Source organism: Cytobacillus sp. EB106-05-05-XG126 (genome assembly GCF_058791715.1).
In genome coordinates, this window is record NZ_JBYTDU010000002.1 from 436,054 (window position 1) to 453,712 (window position 17,659).

A 17,659-nucleotide genomic window follows, 5' to 3' on the forward strand; every position below is an offset into this window, starting at 1 on the left:
TGGAGTTTGGCAGAAAAATGGCTGGTAGGGGTAGATTTAGGCGGAACAACAACAAAGCTTGCTTTTATTAACTACTATGGAGAAATAATGCATAAATGGGAAATTCCCACGGACAATAGTGAAGAAGGAAAGAATATTACTATAAATATAGCTAAAGCCATCGACCATAAGTTAGAGGAATTGGATTTAAGCAAGGATAAAATTATCGGCATTGGCATGGGGGCGCCGGGTCCAGTAAATCTGGCAACAGGTGTTGTATATAACACTGTTAATTTAGGCTGGAAAGATAATTACCCGCTGAAGGATCTGCTTGAAGTGGAAACATCACTTCCAGTCATCATTGATAATGATGCTAACTGTGCTGCCCTTGGGGAAATGTGGAAGGGTGCCGGAAATGGTGCTAAAGATCTGGTCTGTGTAACACTTGGAACAGGTGTCGGCGGAGGTGTAATTGCCAACGGAGATATTGTGCAGGGAGTCAGCGGAGCTGCAGGTGAAATAGGCCATATTACGTCCATTCCTGTTGGCGGGGCACAGTGTAATTGCGGCAAAACTGGCTGCCTTGAAACAATTGCATCTGCTACAGGCATTGTCCGGCAGGCTCTGGAAAGCCTGGAATCTGGCGGAGAAGGGGCTCTATCTCAATTGTACAAGGCCAACGGGTTTATTACAGCAAAAGATGTTTTTGATTCTGCAAGGAATGGGGATGAAACATCACTTCTGACAGTCAATAATACAGCTATGCACCTTGGCTTGGCACTGGCAAATATTGCGAATACGTTAAATCCTGAGAAAATAGTATTGGGCGGTGGAGTTTCCAGAGCAGGAGATATACTGCTTAAGCCGGTTATTGCAAATTTCATTAAATTTGCGTTTCCAGGAGTGAAGGAGTCAACAGTCATTGATATTGCGACATTGGGCAATGATGCTGGAGTAATTGGTGCAGCCTGGCTGGCAAAAAATAAGTAAACTGAGAGAAAAGTACCTGATGTGCAGGTGCTTTTTCTTTTTCTCCAAAATTGAGAGTTTAGACAAGAATCTCTGGTTACATACCAGCTGCTCATTTTTACAAAGTTGTACAGTCATCTTTTTTTCTTTTTCTCATAAAATTGAAATGATGGAAAGGGGGAGAAAAGATGAAAGTCAAAGTCCGCTCAGGAGATTCCTTATGGTATTACAGTCAGCTCTTTATGATGCCAGTCAATCTCATTGCTGATGCTAATCCCGGGATTAATCCTGCATCACTAAAGATAGGCCAGGAAATTAACATTCCCGGCTTTACATTACTAAATTATACGGTTAAGTCAGGTGACACCTTTTGGAAGCTGAGTTCTTCACGCAACCTCTCTGTGGATGCTCTTCTCCTGGTTAATCAATCCCTTAATCCGAACAGCCTGATCCCTGGTACAGCTATAAAACTGCCGAGGCGCGTCATTTCCCCAATTGTATCAGGCAGGAGGAATTATGATTATAAAGCATTAACAGCTGATATCTCCATGCTGGCAGATATTTATCCGTTTATAAAAGTAAATACAATTGGCCAGAGTGTTCTTGGAAAGCCGATTCAGGAAATACGGTTGGGAAAAGGGAATAAGAAAGTGCAAATCAATGCCTCTTTTCATGCGAATGAATGGATTACGACCCCTATATTAATGGCTTTGTTGAACACTTATCTTTTATCCATTACAAATGTCCGGCCGATAAGAGGGGTTTCAACAATGCCTTTGTATAATTCGGTTGACCTTTCCGTAGTGCCAATGGTGAACCCTGACGGGGTTGACCTGGTTTTGAATGGGCCTCCAGCGGAAGTCAGGGAGGAAGTTATTTCAATAAATAGGGGCAGCACTGATTTCACAGGCTGGAAGGCTAATATTAGAGGGGTTGATTTAAATAATCAGTTTCCTGCCAAATGGGACTTTGAGAAACAGAGAAGTGAACAAAGCGGCCCGGCACCAAGAGATTATCTTGGCGAAGCCCCGTTAACGGAACCGGAAGCCATAGCGATGGCGGAGCTGGCAAGAGATAATCAATTCGATCGGATGCTGGCCTTCCATACACAAGGTGCAGAGTTTTATTGGGGATTTGAGGGAATGGAGCCGCCGGAATCGGAGGTAATCGCGCAAGAGTTCGAGCGTGTCAGCGGATATAGGGCAGTCCAGTACATTGATAGCTTTGCCGGTTATAAGGATTGGTTTATACAGGATTTCCGGATGCCGGGATTCACAATTGAATTGGGAAGAGGCATTAATCCGCTGCCCCTGTCACAGTATGATGATATTTATGAAGAGGTGCTCGGCATTTTTCTTGCATCGCTTTATATGTGAAAAAATTATCTTTAAAATTGATTCTGTATTGTATTTTAATCAAGCAGACATTAAAATTACTATCATACTAACATCACTATGCCAATAGTTCTATGGAAACCAGCCGCTTTTCCAAAATGAAGACGGAAAAACGGCTTTTTCCTATTAAGCTTATTAATTCTACTTTTATTGAAACATTTTCATGCAATTTACGTACTTATATTTAGGGAGAAAAGGAGGTGCGGATTTGGTAAACATTGCAGATCAAAGGAAGTTTCTATTATTATCTTTTATTCTGCTGGTTTCCTTATTTTTAATAACCGGCTGCGTACAGCCTGAAAAAACTGAGATAGAGCAGAATAAGGATCAGGAAAAAGAAGCTTCTGAACCTTCCGCACCACCTGATGAAGCCGGAAACAAGAGCATTAAGACTATTCGGATAAAAGAAGGGGAATTTCAGGGAGCAAATGGCTGGCTCAACAATGATCAAATTGTTTACACTGTAAATGATGGCGCAGCTTCCAGGATTTATGCTTATAGCCTGTTTTCAGGTGAACAAGAGCTTCTCTATGAAAGTTCACACCCGATTGCGTCTGTAACGGTAAGCCCAGCCGGCAAATATATACTGATTCGATCATCACCTGGAACTTATGAAGCAGCCTTAACGGTTATAAAATCAAATGGAAAAGTTGTCTGGGAGGAAAATGTTACTGGCTTTGATTTTGCTGTTGAGTGGAACCCTTATCATGAAGAGTCTATATTAATTGCTTCATTTACTGAAGACTGGGATTTCACACCTTACCATATAGATATCGCACAAGGGACATTAGCAGAATTAAATTTAAGGGAGCCTTTTGCTAAATGGGGGGATTCAAATCATCTTATTTTCCTTGATTGGGACAGTGAAAACCCGTCACTTTTCGCACCGCTCGTTAAGCAATCTATTGCTGGAAATAATGAAATCCTTGTTGAGGAAGACATTTTTCAATTCGATGCTGCCAGGGACAGGCTGATGACCATTACTGTGCCCGCGGATCAATCAGACCAAGCTCTGTATACTTTTATGGATAATGATTTTAAAGAGCTGGCTTCATTTTCAATACCTCATTTGACAAGGTTTTCAGATTGGCTGGTGCCGTACTATGACTGGACTCCCCGGGGAATCATTACTTTTCAGCCATTGTACAGCGCTGAGAGTGATATGTATGCTGGGGGATTTCAGCTTATATCCGTTGAAAGTGAAACCGGTGATAAGGAAGTGCTTTTCGAAGATATGGAAAACGCGCCGCTTAGCTGTTCACCCAACGGGAAAGCCTGTTTAACAGGATTCTATCTTGAGGAACTGATCATGACCGACAGAAAAGAGGTCATCCAGTTAGTTGGACAAAACGAGTAATCAAACAGGCAAAGGAGCAGAGATATGGCAATTGCAGATGTTACAGTCATTCCAATTGGAACGGAAACACCAAGTGTCAGCAGTTATGTGGCTGACATTCAGCGTGTATTACAAAAGTACGAGGAAAGCGGCACAATCCGATTTCAGCTGACACCCATGAGTACCATTATTGAAGGGGAGCTTCCTGATTTGTTTGAAGTTATTCAGGCAATGCATGAAGTCCCTTTTGAAAAAGGCTTAATGAGAGTGGCGACAAATATCCGCATTGATGACAGAAGAGATGTTAAGAGGAAAATGGAAGAAAAGGTCCAAAGAGTTGAAAGCCGGCTAAATGTCTAAAATAAAAGGGCTCCCACTGAGGGAAGCCCTTTTATTTCTTAAGGTAAAGCATGATGTGTTTTTCTTAGTGAACAGCAGGATATCCACTGTTAATTAAGGTCATTACAGAGAACCATCCGAAAACGGCAAGTGTTCCTACAGCAAAAACCAAGCCAAGGAAGTTCTTGTTCTTCAGTGCACTAAATGCACCAAATGCTGCAAGAACTGCGACTAATGCAAAAATGATTGGTAGTCCCATTAAAACAGCCCCCTTTATTTCGTGATCAGCAGGCAAAAGCCATATCAAAATCATTCTTCAGGTTATATACCCATTATGTAAAACCCAAGTATATACATTCGTCCTTTATTTTATATTTTTTTCTTCTATTTGTCGAGGTCTAAAAATGACACTTGTATGTCATATGCTTCAGCAATGCCGATTATTAAATCCTTTAGATGAAGTTCTGTAAAATAAACTGCCGGCATTTTTTCTTCTTTCGCCGTGAAGACTAGATGCTCCTGAAATTGATAGACAGCCATCCGGATATCTTCCTTATTGCCCCCGGTTATTGTAAAGGCGCTAAGGAGCTCAGTGAACAAGCAAACTCCGCTTTCTGTTTCAATCGTAAAGTCTTCAAAAGTTTCTCCCTTTACACCCGATTTTATGTAATAAAGATTAAAAAATTCTTCAAATAGTCCGGCCTCGACCAGGACGCTTTTGGTAAATTCCGCATGAGTCCTCTCTTCAAACAAAAAGATGCTCTGCTGAAAATCGAACAGTTCCGTATTATTTTTTATTAAGTTCATGAATTCTGGCACATCTTGAATAATATAGCTGGCTTCAACGCCATATAGGATTTTCATCTTATACTCCTTTTGCAGATATAAGGCATTCCATTCTGATATAGTGTAAAATAATAGACAAATAAATCAACTATGGAGGTGTAGGCAATGGAATGGAATCAGATCCCTCTTGGCCCATTGCAAACAAACTGTTATGTCCTTTCGAATGAAAACAAAGATTGTTTAATCTTTGATCCGGGTGAAGAGAGCGGAAAACTGAGCAGTATTATCGAACAAAAAGGACTGAAACCTCTTGCTGTCATACTTACTCATGCCCATTTTGATCATATTGGCGCTGTAGACGAAATAAGAGATGCATTTTCTATCCCAGTATACATACATGAAAAAGAAGCAGCGTGGCTTCCGGATCCAGCCCTAAATGGTTCTCACCTATTTAAAATGGGCAAGCTGATAAAAGCAAGGCCTGCCGACCATATTATAACAGCTGAACAAGAGTTGAGCATAGGTGAATTTACCTTTAACATTCTGGAGACACCAGGCCATTCTCCAGGGAGTGTTTCTCTGTATTTTAGAGATGCTGGTCTTGTGGTTGCCGGTGATGCGCTGTTCAGCGGAAGCATCGGACGCACAGATCTGCCGGGCGGCAATCATCAGCAGCTCCTTGAAAGGATACATAATAAGCTTTTGTCATTGCCTGAAGAAACAGAAGTGCTTCCTGGACACGGACCGGTGACGACAATTGGCCGGGAAATGGATTCAAATCCATTTCTGAATGGATTCTGATTGGAAAATAGAAAAGCCCTTCTTCAATGAGAAGGGCTTTTCTGGGGGATGTTTTATTCATATAAAATGGGAGGGGATATAGTTAAGCTACTACATTAACAATATAACAGGGAAAACACTATGTCAATAGTGAAAACAGTGTCCAAAACAATAAAAATGGCTGTTTCCAGGGATCCAGATTTTTCAATCGAAAAGGGAGTTTATATGCTGAATTTACTAATAAATTATATAGAAAATACTCCTCAAAAAATGATCAGCTATGCTGACTATATCCAGCAGGCCCTTTATCATTCCGAATATGGATACTATATGAAAGATGATGAAAAAATTGGGCCGGGGGGAGATTTTATTACAACCAGCAATGTTTCTGATATATATGGAAGGACCATATCAAAGTGGTTTCATCAAATGGCAGAGAAAAATAAGCTGCCTTTTCAGGTCTGTGAAATAGGGGGCGGAAATGGACGCTTTGCAAAAGCTTTCCTTGATGAGTGGAATCTTATTTCTGATGAAGAGATTCATTATTATATCTTTGAAACAAGCCCCTATCACAGGAAGCTGCAGCAGGATCAGATAATATTTTCCGAACATATCAGACAAATAGATAGCTGGAACGAGATTTCTCCATTTTGCGGCCTGATTTTTTCAAATGAGCTGTTCGATGCCTTGCCTGTACATGTGGTTGAAAAAACAAATGATCAATTGACTGAAATTATGGTAACCGTAAAAGATGGAAAGCTTGCAGAACAAGCTGTACCATTAGCAAATAGAGATATTTCCTTATACCTTGAAGAAAGCGGTTTGTCACTTAGTGAAGGCCAAAGAATTGAAATCCCTCTGCAAATGGAGCAGATGATCAAGAGTATCTCTGCTGCTCTGAATAAAGGGTTTGTTCTGACAGCCGATTATGGCTATACAGATGAGGAATGGCAGGAACCGATTAGAAGGGATGGAAGTCTCAGAGGTTATTACAAGCATTCTTTAATTCCTAATGTACTCGAGCACCCTGGCGAGATGGATATAACCAGCCATATTCATTTTGATTCCCTGATCCGATTGGGAGAGAAAGAAGGGCTGAATTTTCATTTTATGATGAGACAGGATGAATTCCTGCTGTCTGCAGGCATTTTACAGGAGCTTGAAAATCATTATGATCCTAATCCGTTTTCTCCTATCAGCAAAAGAAACAGGGCAATAAGAAGTCTGATAACGCCTTCAGGCATGAGTGCAGCATTTCACCTGATCCTGCAGGGGAAAAAATAGGTGGAAAATAAAAAAGCGATGATTTCATCGCTTTTTTATCGGCTATTAGTGGCCGCCGGCACCAGGTGTCATCATAAATGTTGACCAGTAAGTGAAGCCTACGAAGAAAACAGTTAAGTATGCTCCAAAAACATAAATATACATACGTTCGGAAAGCTTTAAGTAGCTTAAAAGCAGGAAAAATCCTGTTTGGCCGAAGAAAATTAAGGACGTTGTATACATATCGCCAAGGTAAAACATAACAGCGAAAATTCCCGTCCAGAATCCTAATACTCTGTACATACGATCCATATGTATCCCTCCTTTTACCCTTACAAGTCCATCACTACAATATTATAAAGTAAATGCTTAATAAAAGTAAATAATGGTTTCTAAATAGTCCAGAAAAGGGCGGAAAAAAAGTTTAGAACGGTTTTTTTTTTCGCCATTTTTCAGCGGATGCCTTTAATTTCCAACAATTGCTTTGTATGCGCACGAATCACAGCCAGTGAGCATATTTTGCTTTTCCACCAGTTGAATGGAATCAAACAGACTTTCAAACATCCCCTTTAAAAATTCATAATGCATATTGCAGACTGGTTCAGCATGCCGGGCTGCAACCTCTTTAAATGGACAATTATATATTTGGAAATAGACGATGGTCTTTTCCTCATTTGCATCAAATTCAGGGTGAAAACCTGATAAATCGGCAGCATGCTTTAAGATGTTTATTTTCTGTTCAAAAGTAAGCTGATCTGTGTTTCCATACCGTTTAAGCTCTTGCCCGATCAGTTCACTGCCAAACTTCTTCCCTGTTGCATACAGTGCTTTTCGTCCTTCTTCACCTAAGTCAAGCATTGTTTCCATGGCTATTTTGGCCAGCAGCTGATAATCCCTGTAAGGGAAATGCAGCTGAACAACATCATCAGACAACCGATATAACCGGCTGGGCCTTCCGCCTTTGCCCGTTTTTTTTGTTTCAGAAACAAGCATATTTACATCTTCAAGCTTGGATAAATGCAGCCTTGCAACATTGGGATGGATGCTGAAATTATCTGCAATCTCCTGCACAGTAACATCTTTATGCCGTTTAGTAATGTATTGATAAATATAATAGCGGGTTGGATCGGATAACACATTTGTTATTTTTAATGTTTGCTCCATTTATTGTCACCTCAAAAGGATTATTTATTCCCGAGGTCATCAGCTGTCACTTATAGCATTTAGCTGGCGCCTTCCTGGCCTGCTTCCATTATAATACAGCCAATTAAGGTTAACACTGTAATCACTATAAGTTTAGAAAATGTTCACAAATGAAGTTTAATAACGTATGCAAAGGTGTATACATATATTGTACAATTGATATACAATGAGTATAGGCAAAATAATAAATTTTTGAGGTGAAGAGGTATGAGCCAATTGACATTTTTCACATATCCCAGCTGTACTTCCTGCAGAAAGACGAAAAAATGGCTGACAGCCCATTCAATTGATTTTGAAGAAAGGCATCTCTTCAGGGAGACTCCATCACCAAGAGAATTATTAAAAATCCTTTCTTTAACAACAAGCGGCCTTGATGAGATTCTCGCGACCCGCAGCCAGACCTACAAAGAACTGGGAGAGAACCTTGAGGAATTATCATTATCAGAAGTGGTGCAAATGGTTATTAAGGAGCCAAAACTGCTGCGGAGGCCGATTCTGACAAACGGAGATAAGATTGTCATAGGCTATAATCCGGATGCATTTAAGAATATGGCTAAATAGATTATTCTAAATTGAAAAAGGAAGGACATCCGGTGTCCTTCCACAACTACTGGGCTAGCAGGATTCGAACCTGCGCATGACGGAGTCAAAGTCCGGTGCCTTACCGCTTGGCTATAGCCCATCAATTCGCTATATCCTTTTTTTATTATGGAAAGAAATAAATAATCTATTCACAAATTCGTCAAAAAAATTTGCCGAAAAATGAAGGAAATGCTTTGGATAAGTCGAATAATTATCCAGAACAATTAAAAAAGGTGGTGCATAATTAGTTGAGTATAATTGAAAGATTGGCAGAACGAATTATTAAAGACGCGGTCAGAAGCCATGCTTCCGACATTCACATCATTCCCCGAAGAATAGACACACTCATTCAGCTGAGGTTAGGCAGCCAATTGACCCCAAGGCTTTATCTTCCCAAAGAAGAGTGTGACAGATTGATTTCCCATTTTAAATTTACAGCATCGATGGATATTGGTGAAAAAAGAAGGCCGCAGAGCGGTGCATACTCACTTGAAGTAGACGGACAAATGATTGGCCTGCGCTTTTCAACCCTCCCATCAAGCCACAGCGAAAGCCTCGTTATCAGAATCCTTCCCCAGCAGGAACAAATTCCTTTTTACCAAATCAGCCTTTTTCCAGACATGACAAGAAAAATGCTGGCACTGCTGAAGCATGCTCATGGTTTAATTATTTTCACTGGCCCGACCGGCAGCGGTAAAACCACAACTTTGTATTCCCTTCTGAATGAAACCTCCCATATGTTCCATCGCAATGTCATCACCCTGGAAGATCCCATTGAAAAAGAGAATGACTTAGTTCTTCAAGTCCAAGTGAATGAGAAAGCGGGCGTGTCTTATTCTGCAGGCTTAAAAGCAATCCTTCGCCATGACCCCGATATCATTATGGTCGGTGAAATCCGGGATGCGGAAACGGCGAAGATTGCAGTTAGAGCAGCTCTCACCGGTCACCTTGTTTTAAGCACCATGCATACCCGGGATGCCGAGGGGGCTGTTTACCGTTTAGCTGAGTTTGGAGTGAACATGCTGGAAATTGAGCAGACTTTGGTGGCGGTCACCGCACAGCGCCTCGTCGAATTGAATTGTCCATATTGTGAAAAGGAATGCTCCCCATTCTGCTATGGATATGGCAGGTGGAAAAGGGCGAGTGTGTTTGAATTGCTCGCAGGAAGGGCGCTCAATGCCTCCATAAAGAAGGCAAGAGGGGAAAGCAGCCATGTTAAGTATCGAACACTGAAGGAAGTCATAACTAAAGGGATTGCTCTAGGCTATATAAAGGATACAGAGTACAGCAGGTGGGTGCATGACGATGGAGAAGCATAAATGGACCATACAGGAACAGGGTTTGTTTTTGAAGAATACAGGGGAACTTTTGTCCAGAGGCTACCCTTTATCTGAAGCCCTGGAGTCACTGGTACATCAGCTGCCGCTAAAAAGAAAACATGAAATCAGGCAGTGCCTCTCTCAATTGAGAGAAGGGTTTCCTTTTTATCAAATACTTTCAAACATGAACTTTAATAAAAATCTGATTGGCTATGTTTTTTTTGCAGAACAGCACGGAGGCCTTGCTTCTGCATTTCTTGAAGGAAGCGAAATGGTGCTTCGAAAAGGCAGGGACACTGAAAAATTGAAAAAGCTGCTGGCCTATCCGATTTTCCTGATGCTCATTACCGCATTCTTATTTATTTTCGTTGATAAAATCCTGTTGCCCCGTTTCACTTCCTTATTCGATTCAATGCAGCTTCAGCCAAATTTCTTTACGAAAGCCGTTTATTTGTTTGGTGATTTTCTCCCATTTTTTCTCCTTATCCTGCTCTTCGGCTTGGTCGCTTTGCTTATATACTATTTTGCCAGATTCAGAAATCTTTCCCCTATCCATCAAAAAAAAATCCTGGTTAGAGTACCTGCAGCAGGCCAGTTTCTTCGCCTTTACTATACCCACTTCTTTGCAGTGCAGCTCAGTTATCTTTTAAATGGGGGCTTATCTATATCTGAGGCGCTGAGTCTTTTTGAGAAAAATGAAAAGCAGCCTTTTTACAGTGTCCTCGGCAAAGCCGTGAAGCTCAAGCTCCGTGAAGGGAATAAGCTGGAAGACATCCTTGTAAGTTTTCCGTTTTTTGACAGAGAACTGTCTAATATTATCAGACATGGTCAAAAAAATGGCAGGCTGGACCAGGAATTAACGTTTTTCAGCAGGCATTGTCTGCACAAAATAGAGGAAAAAACAGAAAAACTTCTTAAGATCATTCAGCCCGTTTTATATATGTTTATCGGTTTTTTAATAGTTTCGATGTATTTGGCAGTTTTGCTGCCTATGTTTCATTTACTGGAGGGATTTTAATGAAATGGCGTATGTTAAACAATAACAGAGGATTCACGCTTATTGAAATGATGATTGTTTTATTGGTGATTTCAGTGCTCTTAATCATCACCATTCCCAATGTAACAAAACACAATTCAAAAATAAACAGCAAGGGATGCGATGCGTTTGTTAAAATGGTGCAGGCGCAGGTTCAGGCATATGAAATCGATAAAAAAGCACTTCCTTCGAATATACAGGATTTAGTGGATGACGATTATCTAAATGAAAATAACACGACTTGCCCAAATGGAAAAGCCATTACAATTTCTGCAGATGGGAAGGTTGAATCTGAAGAGTCATGATGAAAAATAAAGCAGGCTTTACATTGATAGAGTCGCTATTCGTTCTCAGTATTTTCCTTATTATTGCCTCTGTTACAGCCCTGCTTCTAAAACCGCATTTTTTCTATCTTGAAAAGATAATGTTCTTTTCCCAATTAAAATCTGACCTCCTTTATGCCCAAAACTATGCCATAACCCACCAGACAGATGTAGCTATTCAGATTATTCCAGAGGAAAATAGGTATTTCGCTAAGGAAAAGCTTGCGGCTGATCCTATCTTTAGCAGAGAATATTCAGGAATCATTGAGATTAAGCCGGGAACAATGCCATTGTATTTTCAATATGGACCTGGCGGAATTACAAATAAATTTGGAAGCTTCTATATTAAAGCAGACAGGGAGCAATACAAACTAACATTTTTTATCGGAAGAGGACGATTTAATGTGGAGAAGGAATGAAGGTTTTTTTCTGGCTGAGCTCCTGCTGTCTTTATCAGGGATGCTGCTTGCAGCGGGAATAATATTTCCCCTTGTCATAAATGCACTTGTGCATTCTGAAGAAGTAAAACAGGATTATGAAAGCACCCAGCTGCTTTATGAAAGCCTTATGGAGGCTGCATCGGAGGGGAGTTTTCCTGGGGGGAAGACCATAAAAAAAAATCAGACAGTCTATCAAATATTCCTTAAGGAAAACCAAGGATTTATGGAGGTTTGCATAAGGTATGAAAATGTACGGGATAACACAAAGGAAAAGTGTGAGGTATTTCAGTGATAAGGGGTTTACCATGCTTGAAATGCTGTTTTCATTTTCAATATTTTTATTGATTGTTTCCTTTTTGACGGTGGGCTTAAATTTCCTTTTTCAGGACTGGAAAATGGAAGCTAGGACACAAAGACTTGAATGGCATGTATTTATCAACCAGCTGAAAAAAGAAATCAGGCTTGCTGATGCTGCAAATATAACAGCTGGATCAATTGTTTTGACTATAGACGGGAAAAGTGTGCTTTATGAAAAATATGGATCTAACTTGCGGAGGAGAGTGGATATGAAGGGCCATGAGATTGTCCTTCAAAAACTAAATGCCATTACCTTTACGTCTGTCAATGGCGGGGTTGAAATAAATGTTTCGGATCATTTTGATCAGAAGCATTCCGCGTTTCTTTATTACTTAATGGATATGGAGGATATTGATGTACCGTAATCAGGAAGGATTTTCTTATCCTCTTACTTTAACAATTATTCTGGGTGCACTCTTTCTTCTTACAATTCAATTAGACCAGTTTATTTCCGAGAAAAGGATTGTGAATCAGGCGGAAACCGTCCTAATGCAGGAATACTACCTGCTGAGTTCCTTTAAAAAAACAGAAAAAAGGCTGAGTGAAAATGCAGAACCGGAAGAGTCAGGCGTTTATTCGTTTAAAAAAGGATCGGTTTCCTATGAGATTTCTCCAGTGGCAACAAGCTTAATCCAGATTACCTTCAAAACAAAAATTGGATCTGATAAAGAAATTTCCGGTTATGCTTACTATGACACAGACCTGCAAAAAATGATAAAATGGATTGAAAAAAACTGAGTGGGGATAAAAATGAAGCCTATTTATTTAATCGGATTCATGGGTTCCGGCAAAACTACGATAGGAAAAGAGCTGGCAGCCTGCTTAAATCAGGAAGTAATTGATACAGATGAAGAAATAGTGAAGCGCGAGAATAAAAATATTAATGATATTTTCGCTCAGCATGGAGAGGGATACTTCAGAAGCCTTGAATCACTTATATTAATTGAAATGGATGGCAGAGCGGGAGTTATAACCACTGGCGGCGGCATTGTAATAAATCCTGTAAACAGAAAAAGGCTTAGCGAAACAGGAATTGTTTTCTTCCTTTATGCTTCTCCTGAAGAAATCTTCAAACGGATTGAGAAGGATCATTCACGACCGCTGCTGAAAGGCGATAAAAAAAGGCTGATCCGCGAACTTTATGAAAAAAGGATGCCGCTCTATATAGAAACCGCCCATGTGATCATTGATACAACTAATAAAGATAAAGCAGAAATTATACAAGAAATAATCGATTGTTTAGAGTGAAAACCCGTTGGACATACTTGTAAATGATAAATAGCAGGCAGCTCTTGCGATTCTGTACGGAAAAAGGCAGGTATGAACATGAAATCCAACGATTATGTAAAGTATCTTACACAGACAGTAGTAAAATATATTGATCAGCCAAAAGATGAGCGAAAACGGCATCGTATTGAAAAAAAGGATATGAAAGAGCCGTTTTTATTCAGATGGTTTGGAATGTTTTCTTATCTGTTTTACTTGGGCATGAGAAAAAAGAAACATAAATAGCTTTTATGCAAAAAACCGGCTAAATTGCCGGTTTTTTGCATTTTTAGACAGCGCTGTCTGTCAGATAAAAGAGACCGCCATTTATGATGGAGATATTAACCTTTGGTTCATATTGCTCCTGTAAGGCTGTTTTTTCGTTTTCATAACTTTCGCCCTTTTCTTCTGCCTCCTCATAAAAATGTTCAAGAAGGCTGAGATCTTTTTGCCAGCGCATACGGGCCTCATCAGCCCATATATGATCTTCTTGTTCAATTTCGGCTTTAATAAAATTTGCTACCCTGTATACTCCGCTTCCCGGCATAATAAGCGGAGACAGTGTGAACGAGTAGTCGGGGATTTTGGGCGTAAGGCTCATGCCAAGCAATCTGTCATGAAAACTTTCGACCATCTGGCCATTTATCAATTGCAGGCCGATGGATTTGAAGACATCCCGTTTTCGGTCGCATTGATAGGATACGCGAATGTTCATTCCCAGCCATGGTCTTAGCGGCACCTGCTTTCCAGGTGCCTGCCGGTGATTTTCATATAATCGGATATAGCCGGCCAGATTCCTGGCCGAATCAAAAATCTGGTGAAGCCTTGGGGAGCCAAAATGAATGACTTCCCCCTTAATATGCGGAGGGGCCAGCTGCTGGTTTGTAATAAGCGTCAGCTGCATCGGGTTAGGAATTCCGCCTGTTTTTTCGAGATAGTGCCAATAAAAGGGACGATTCATTAACTCCTTATCCAAATCAATCGTCAGCTGTACGGTCATATACCCCGGACCTCTATCAATTATTTCACACCCATTTGCGTGAAAATACCTTTCAAGGAATTTATGAATTTCCTGTTGCTGCATTCAGTTCACCTTCTTTCAGATCCTCTGCGAATTGAATCATGCTCGTCAAGTTCTCCATTTTAATTCTCATTTCACCTTCTGAAGACGATTTTCCGAAAATATCAACAAGATGATCGTCAATACTGCCGAATTCAAGCTTTGTTAAAATGTCGTCTAAATCACCGATGACTTTTTCAAAGAGATGTATTTTCTCATAAAGAAGCTTCATTATGTGTTCTTCGACTGTTTCTTTCGTGGCAAAATTATAAATCATGACATCCTTTTCCTGTCCGAGACGATGGATGCGCCCAATCCTTTGTTCGAGCCGCATTGGGTTCCAGGGGAGATCAAAATTAATGATATGATTGCAGAACTGCAGGTTTATTCCTTCTCCTCCCGCTTCTGTTGCAATCAGGACTTGAGCATTCTTTTGGAAAAGCTCCCTCATCCAGTCCTTTTTGCCTCTTTTAAATCCACCCCTGAACGGAACCGATGTGATCCCATATTGCTTTAAAAACCACTGCAGGTACATTTGCGTTGCCCTGTATTCAGTAAAGATTATGACCTTGTCATTTATTTTCTGTATTAATTCCAGTGCTTTTTGAGCTTTTGAGTTTTGCTGGACCGCTTCAACCTTTTTAATAAGGTATTGTATTTGCTCCTGGAAAGCTATTGAAGGCTGCTCCTGTCTTTTCAGCATATTCTGAAGCGTAAAATAGACAGCTTCTCTGCTTGAGCATGCCTCTCTTTGCAGGGTCATTACTGAAAACTGGCTGGAACCCACCCAATTTTCTTCACTCCGCAGCTCTGTTACAGCTTCATAGAGCTCACGCTCGGCCTGCGAAAATTCTATCGGTATGGTTTCCACATGCCGTTTGGTCCATTCAATCCCGGTATCTGCCCTGCGGTTGCGGATCATGACTTTGTTTACGAGTTCCTTTAGATGTGCATCATCGTTTAATGATCGCGAGTCTTTTTTATAATTCTCATAAAAAGCTGATTCATTGCCAAGATGTCCGGGTTTAAGGAGGGACACAAGATTGAAAATCTCACTTATTCGATTTTGAATGGGTGTTGCTGTTAATAGGAGGCAAAACTTCTTTTTAAGGTTTTGTACAAATTCATAGTTTCTCGTTTTATTATTTTTTAGCTTGTGAGCTTCGTCTATAATGATCAGGTCATAATCAAGGCTGTAAATAATGTCTCTATGAGGATTGCGTTTGGCTGTATCGATGGATGATACCACAACGTCGCATTGTTCCCATACATAGCTTTTCCGCTGCGCCACAGCCGGAATAAAAAATTTGCTGTTCAGCTCCATGGCCCACTGGGAAACGAGGGAAGCTGGAACGAGTATTAGGACTTTTTTTACGAGTCCCCTGATCATATATTCCTTTAATATCAGCCCAGCTTCAATCGTTTTTCCAAGACCGACCTCATCAGCCAGGATCGCCTTGCCGTTCATGCTTTCGACTACCTGCTTGGCCACTTCCAGCTGATGTGGAAGAGGAGTAAGGTTCGGAAGATGCTTTGGAGCCTGCAAGCCTTCAAATTCAGGAATAGTTGTATGGTTCTCAACCTCAACAGCCAGTTTATAAAGCTCCCAATTTCCCCATGGGCCGTCGTCATCAATCCTTTTTAAGAATTCATCCTGCCAGGCAGAATCAAAGCCAATTTGCACTGTCATAAAAACAGCTCCTTTTATCTATATAAAGATATTGCCCAAACCTTGTTTAGGTGGTACGATGTTAATAGCTTTGAAAGTTTTGAAAGTTAACACATTACATTTAGTGAACCGAAGTAATGGATGGTTAATTTTTTCTGTTTGGTATAAGTATGACCATCTTGGAAAATTTTATAAATGCGAATGACAACAAGGGGAGAGACTACATTAGTAGCGCCGAAGGAGCAAGCAAAATCTGTGAATCTCTCAGGCAAAAGAACTCTTGTTTGACGCAGCTCTGGAGAGTGCTTTTTAATAAGCCACCCAAGGGGACAGCCGGTTTCGGTAAACTTTCAGGTGCAAGGACAGAGATCTTCTCATAATTGAGGGGATATTCTGTCCTTTTTTATGTTCCTAAAACAAATTTCAAGAGATTTAAGGGGGACGAGTAAATGTCACAGTTAAAACGCACGCCTTTATTTGAGGTGTACAAGGATTACGGAGCAAAAACCATCGACTTCGGCGGCTGGGACCTTCCTGTTCAATTTTCAAGCATTAAAGAAGAACATGAAGCAGTCCGTACAAAAGCCGGCCTTTTTGATGTATCCCATATGGGTGAAATCGAAGTGAAGGGGACGGACAGTCTTAAATACCTTCAAAAAATGATGACGAACGATATTTCCAAACTAAAGAACTCAGGTGCTCAATATACGGCCATGTGCTATGAAAATGGCGGAACTGTTGATGATTTACTTGTCTATAAAATAGAGGATGACCACTATTTGCTGGTTGTAAATGCTTCCAATATCGAAAAGGATTTCAACTGGCTGCAGGACCATGCTGAAGGCAATGTGGAATTGAAAAACCTTTCAGAAGATATGGCACAGCTGGCAATTCAGGGGCCGCTTGCAGAAAAGGTGCTCCAAAAGCTTGCTGGCACGAATCTGTCGGATATCGGATTTTTTAAATTCCAGCAGGATGTTGATTTGAATGGCAAGAAAGCCCTTGTCTCCAGAACTGGATATACAGGAGAAGACGGATTTGAAGTTTACTGTGGTGCCAAGGATGCAGCCGCATTATGGAATGAAATTCTTGAAGCAGGCAAAGAAGAAGGCGTTCTCCCATGCGGACTTGGCGCAAGGGATACCCTTCGCTTCGAAGCCAACCTGGCACTATACGGCCAGGAGCTCTCACCTGATATCACGCCGCTTGAGGCAGGAATCGGCTTTGCTGTCAAGGTGAATAAAGAAGCGGATTTTATCGGAAAAGAAGTGCTTAAGAACCAAAAAGAAAACGGAGTGCCGCGCAAGCTGGCCGGAATTGAAATGATTGACCGCGGTATTCCGCGCCATGGATATCCTGTATATAAGGGAGAAGAGCTGATCGGGGAAGTGACAACAGGCACTCAATCTCCGACATTGAAAAAGAACATCGGCCTTGTTCTTATCAAGAAAGAGCATGCGGAGCTTGGATCTGAATTGGAAGTGGAGATTCGCGGCAAACGGCTGAAGGCTAAGATTGAAGCAACACCTTTTTACAAAAGAGAAAAGAACTAACCGGG

The 17,659-nt window shown here is 40.8% G+C and carries 23 protein-coding genes, 1 tRNA gene and 1 riboswitch; of the genes, 17 read left to right on the forward strand and 7 right to left on the reverse strand.

Annotated elements, in window-relative coordinates:
- Positions 1 to 6 precede the first annotated feature (6 nt).
- From AC3WTL_RS12595 to AC3WTL_RS12610, 4 genes are all read left to right on the forward strand, one after another.
- Positions 7 to 969: an ROK family glucokinase gene (locus tag AC3WTL_RS12595; RefSeq protein ID WP_197247499.1), complete on the forward strand. Its 963-nt coding sequence runs from the start codon at positions 7 to 9 to the stop codon at positions 967 to 969.
- 167 nt (positions 970 to 1,136) lie between these two features.
- Entirely contained in the window at positions 1,137 to 2,324 is a 1,188-nt protein-coding gene (locus AC3WTL_RS12600; RefSeq protein ID WP_163143413.1) for a M14 family metallopeptidase, read from the forward strand.
- 226 nt (positions 2,325 to 2,550) lie between these two features.
- Entirely contained in the window at positions 2,551 to 3,699 is a 1,149-nt protein-coding gene (locus AC3WTL_RS12605) for a YqgU-like beta propeller domain-containing protein (RefSeq protein ID WP_248348398.1), read from the forward strand.
- A 24-nt stretch (positions 3,700 to 3,723) separates the two neighbouring features.
- On the forward strand, positions 3,724 to 4,038 hold the full coding sequence (locus tag AC3WTL_RS12610) for an MTH1187 family thiamine-binding protein (RefSeq protein ID WP_163143410.1): 315 nt from the start codon (positions 3,724 to 3,726) through the stop codon (positions 4,036 to 4,038).
- 64 nt (positions 4,039 to 4,102) lie between these two features.
- Here AC3WTL_RS12610 and AC3WTL_RS12615 read toward each other — a convergent pair whose 3' ends face one another.
- On the reverse strand, positions 4,103 to 4,276 hold the full coding sequence (locus tag AC3WTL_RS12615; RefSeq protein ID WP_048008269.1) for a DUF2759 domain-containing protein: 174 nt from the start codon (positions 4,274 to 4,276) through the stop codon (positions 4,103 to 4,105).
- A gap of 125 nt (positions 4,277 to 4,401) precedes the next feature.
- Positions 4,402 to 4,881, reverse strand: a complete 480-nt coding sequence (locus tag AC3WTL_RS12620; RefSeq protein WP_248348399.1) for a hypothetical protein — start codon at positions 4,879 to 4,881, stop codon at positions 4,402 to 4,404.
- An 87-nt stretch (positions 4,882 to 4,968) separates the two neighbouring features.
- Between AC3WTL_RS12620 and AC3WTL_RS12625 the strand changes: the two genes are divergently transcribed.
- Together AC3WTL_RS12625 and AC3WTL_RS12630 are read left to right on the forward strand one after the other, a co-directional pair.
- Positions 4,969 to 5,604, forward strand: a complete 636-nt coding sequence (locus AC3WTL_RS12625; RefSeq protein ID WP_492369474.1) for an MBL fold metallo-hydrolase — start codon at positions 4,969 to 4,971, stop codon at positions 5,602 to 5,604.
- Between the two features lie 204 nt (positions 5,605 to 5,808).
- On the forward strand, positions 5,809 to 6,867 hold the full coding sequence (locus tag AC3WTL_RS12630; RefSeq protein WP_492369507.1) for a class I SAM-dependent methyltransferase: 1,059 nt from the start codon (positions 5,809 to 5,811) through the stop codon (positions 6,865 to 6,867).
- A gap of 45 nt (positions 6,868 to 6,912) precedes the next feature.
- On the opposite strand, the gene AC3WTL_RS12635 is transcribed toward AC3WTL_RS12630, so the two are convergent.
- Positions 6,913 to 7,158: a DUF2626 domain-containing protein gene (locus AC3WTL_RS12635; protein WP_009332938.1), complete on the reverse strand. Its 246-nt coding sequence runs from the start codon at positions 7,156 to 7,158 to the stop codon at positions 6,913 to 6,915.
- Between the two features lie 153 nt (positions 7,159 to 7,311).
- The gene (locus AC3WTL_RS12640) at positions 7,312 to 8,010 is read right to left on the reverse strand and encodes a helix-turn-helix transcriptional regulator (protein WP_492369475.1); all 699 of its coding nucleotides are present in this window, start codon (positions 8,008 to 8,010) and stop codon (positions 7,312 to 7,314) included.
- 246 nt (positions 8,011 to 8,256) lie between these two features.
- Here AC3WTL_RS12640 and AC3WTL_RS12645 point away from each other — a divergent pair, with 246 nt between their 5' ends.
- A complete protein-coding gene (locus AC3WTL_RS12645; protein ID WP_048008265.1) occupies positions 8,257 to 8,610 on the forward strand; it encodes a Spx/MgsR family RNA polymerase-binding regulatory protein in 354 nt (117 codons plus the stop codon).
- A 49-nt stretch (positions 8,611 to 8,659) separates the two neighbouring features.
- On the opposite strand, the gene AC3WTL_RS12650 is transcribed toward AC3WTL_RS12645, so the two are convergent.
- A tRNA-Gln gene (locus tag AC3WTL_RS12650) sits at positions 8,660 to 8,731 on the reverse strand.
- Between the two features lie 148 nt (positions 8,732 to 8,879).
- On the opposite strand from AC3WTL_RS12650, the gene comGA reads away from it, so the two are divergent.
- The 9 genes from comGA to AC3WTL_RS12695 all read left to right on the forward strand — a co-directional run bounded on the left by comGA (position 8,880) and on the right by AC3WTL_RS12695 (position 13,618).
- The gene (gene comGA / locus AC3WTL_RS12655; protein ID WP_492369476.1) at positions 8,880 to 9,950 is read left to right on the forward strand and encodes a competence type IV pilus ATPase ComGA; all 1,071 of its coding nucleotides are present in this window, start codon (positions 8,880 to 8,882) and stop codon (positions 9,948 to 9,950) included.
- On the forward strand, positions 9,937 to 10,968 hold the full coding sequence (comGB, locus tag AC3WTL_RS12660) for a competence type IV pilus assembly protein ComGB (RefSeq protein ID WP_492369477.1): 1,032 nt from the start codon (positions 9,937 to 9,939) through the stop codon (positions 10,966 to 10,968). Before comGA ends, comGB begins: the two co-directional genes overlap by 14 nt.
- Positions 10,968 to 11,291: a competence type IV pilus major pilin ComGC gene (gene comGC, locus AC3WTL_RS12665; RefSeq protein WP_197247508.1), complete on the forward strand. Its 324-nt coding sequence runs from the start codon at positions 10,968 to 10,970 to the stop codon at positions 11,289 to 11,291. Before comGB ends, comGC begins: the two co-directional genes overlap by 1 nt.
- Positions 11,288 to 11,728, forward strand: coding sequence for a competence type IV pilus minor pilin ComGD (gene comGD, locus AC3WTL_RS12670; RefSeq protein ID WP_048008261.1), 441 nt, complete (start codon positions 11,288 to 11,290; stop codon positions 11,726 to 11,728). Before comGC ends, comGD begins: the two co-directional genes overlap by 4 nt.
- A complete protein-coding gene (locus AC3WTL_RS12675; RefSeq protein ID WP_492369478.1) occupies positions 11,712 to 12,041 on the forward strand; it encodes a phosphatase in 330 nt (109 codons plus the stop codon). The genes comGD and AC3WTL_RS12675 overlap by 17 nt, the downstream gene beginning before the upstream one ends.
- Positions 11,998 to 12,471 carry a competence type IV pilus minor pilin ComGF gene (comGF, locus tag AC3WTL_RS12680; protein WP_492369479.1) on the forward strand — a complete coding sequence of 158 codons (474 nt, stop codon included), beginning with the start codon at positions 11,998 to 12,000 and terminating at the stop codon, positions 12,469 to 12,471. The genes AC3WTL_RS12675 and comGF overlap by 44 nt, the downstream gene beginning before the upstream one ends.
- Positions 12,461 to 12,844, forward strand: a complete 384-nt coding sequence (comGG, locus tag AC3WTL_RS12685) for a competence type IV pilus minor pilin ComGG (RefSeq protein ID WP_492369480.1) — start codon at positions 12,461 to 12,463, stop codon at positions 12,842 to 12,844. Before comGF ends, comGG begins: the two co-directional genes overlap by 11 nt.
- Positions 12,845 to 12,856: 12 nt before the next feature.
- On the forward strand, positions 12,857 to 13,354 hold the full coding sequence (locus tag AC3WTL_RS12690) for a shikimate kinase (protein WP_492369481.1): 498 nt from the start codon (positions 12,857 to 12,859) through the stop codon (positions 13,352 to 13,354).
- A 78-nt stretch (positions 13,355 to 13,432) separates the two neighbouring features.
- Entirely contained in the window at positions 13,433 to 13,618 is a 186-nt protein-coding gene (locus AC3WTL_RS12695) for a YqzE family protein (RefSeq protein ID WP_035329975.1), read from the forward strand.
- A gap of 43 nt (positions 13,619 to 13,661) precedes the next feature.
- Here AC3WTL_RS12695 and AC3WTL_RS12700 read toward each other — a convergent pair whose 3' ends face one another.
- Together AC3WTL_RS12700 and AC3WTL_RS12705 are read right to left on the reverse strand one after the other, a co-directional pair.
- Positions 13,662 to 14,456, reverse strand: a complete 795-nt coding sequence (locus AC3WTL_RS12700) for a YqhG family protein (protein WP_492369482.1) — start codon at positions 14,454 to 14,456, stop codon at positions 13,662 to 13,664.
- On the reverse strand, positions 14,434 to 16,122 hold the full coding sequence (locus AC3WTL_RS12705) for a DEAD/DEAH box helicase (protein WP_404322376.1): 1,689 nt from the start codon (positions 16,120 to 16,122) through the stop codon (positions 14,434 to 14,436). Before AC3WTL_RS12705 ends, AC3WTL_RS12700 begins: the two co-directional genes overlap by 23 nt.
- Positions 16,123 to 16,302: 180 nt before the next feature.
- A riboswitch (glycine riboswitch) is annotated at positions 16,303 to 16,391 on the forward strand.
- 159 nt (positions 16,392 to 16,550) lie between these two features.
- Between AC3WTL_RS12705 and gcvT the strand changes: the two genes are divergently transcribed.
- Positions 16,551 to 17,654 carry a glycine cleavage system aminomethyltransferase GcvT gene (gene gcvT, locus AC3WTL_RS12710; protein ID WP_492369483.1) on the forward strand — a complete coding sequence of 368 codons (1,104 nt, stop codon included), beginning with the start codon at positions 16,551 to 16,553 and terminating at the stop codon, positions 17,652 to 17,654.
- Positions 17,655 to 17,659: the final 5 nt, after the last annotated feature.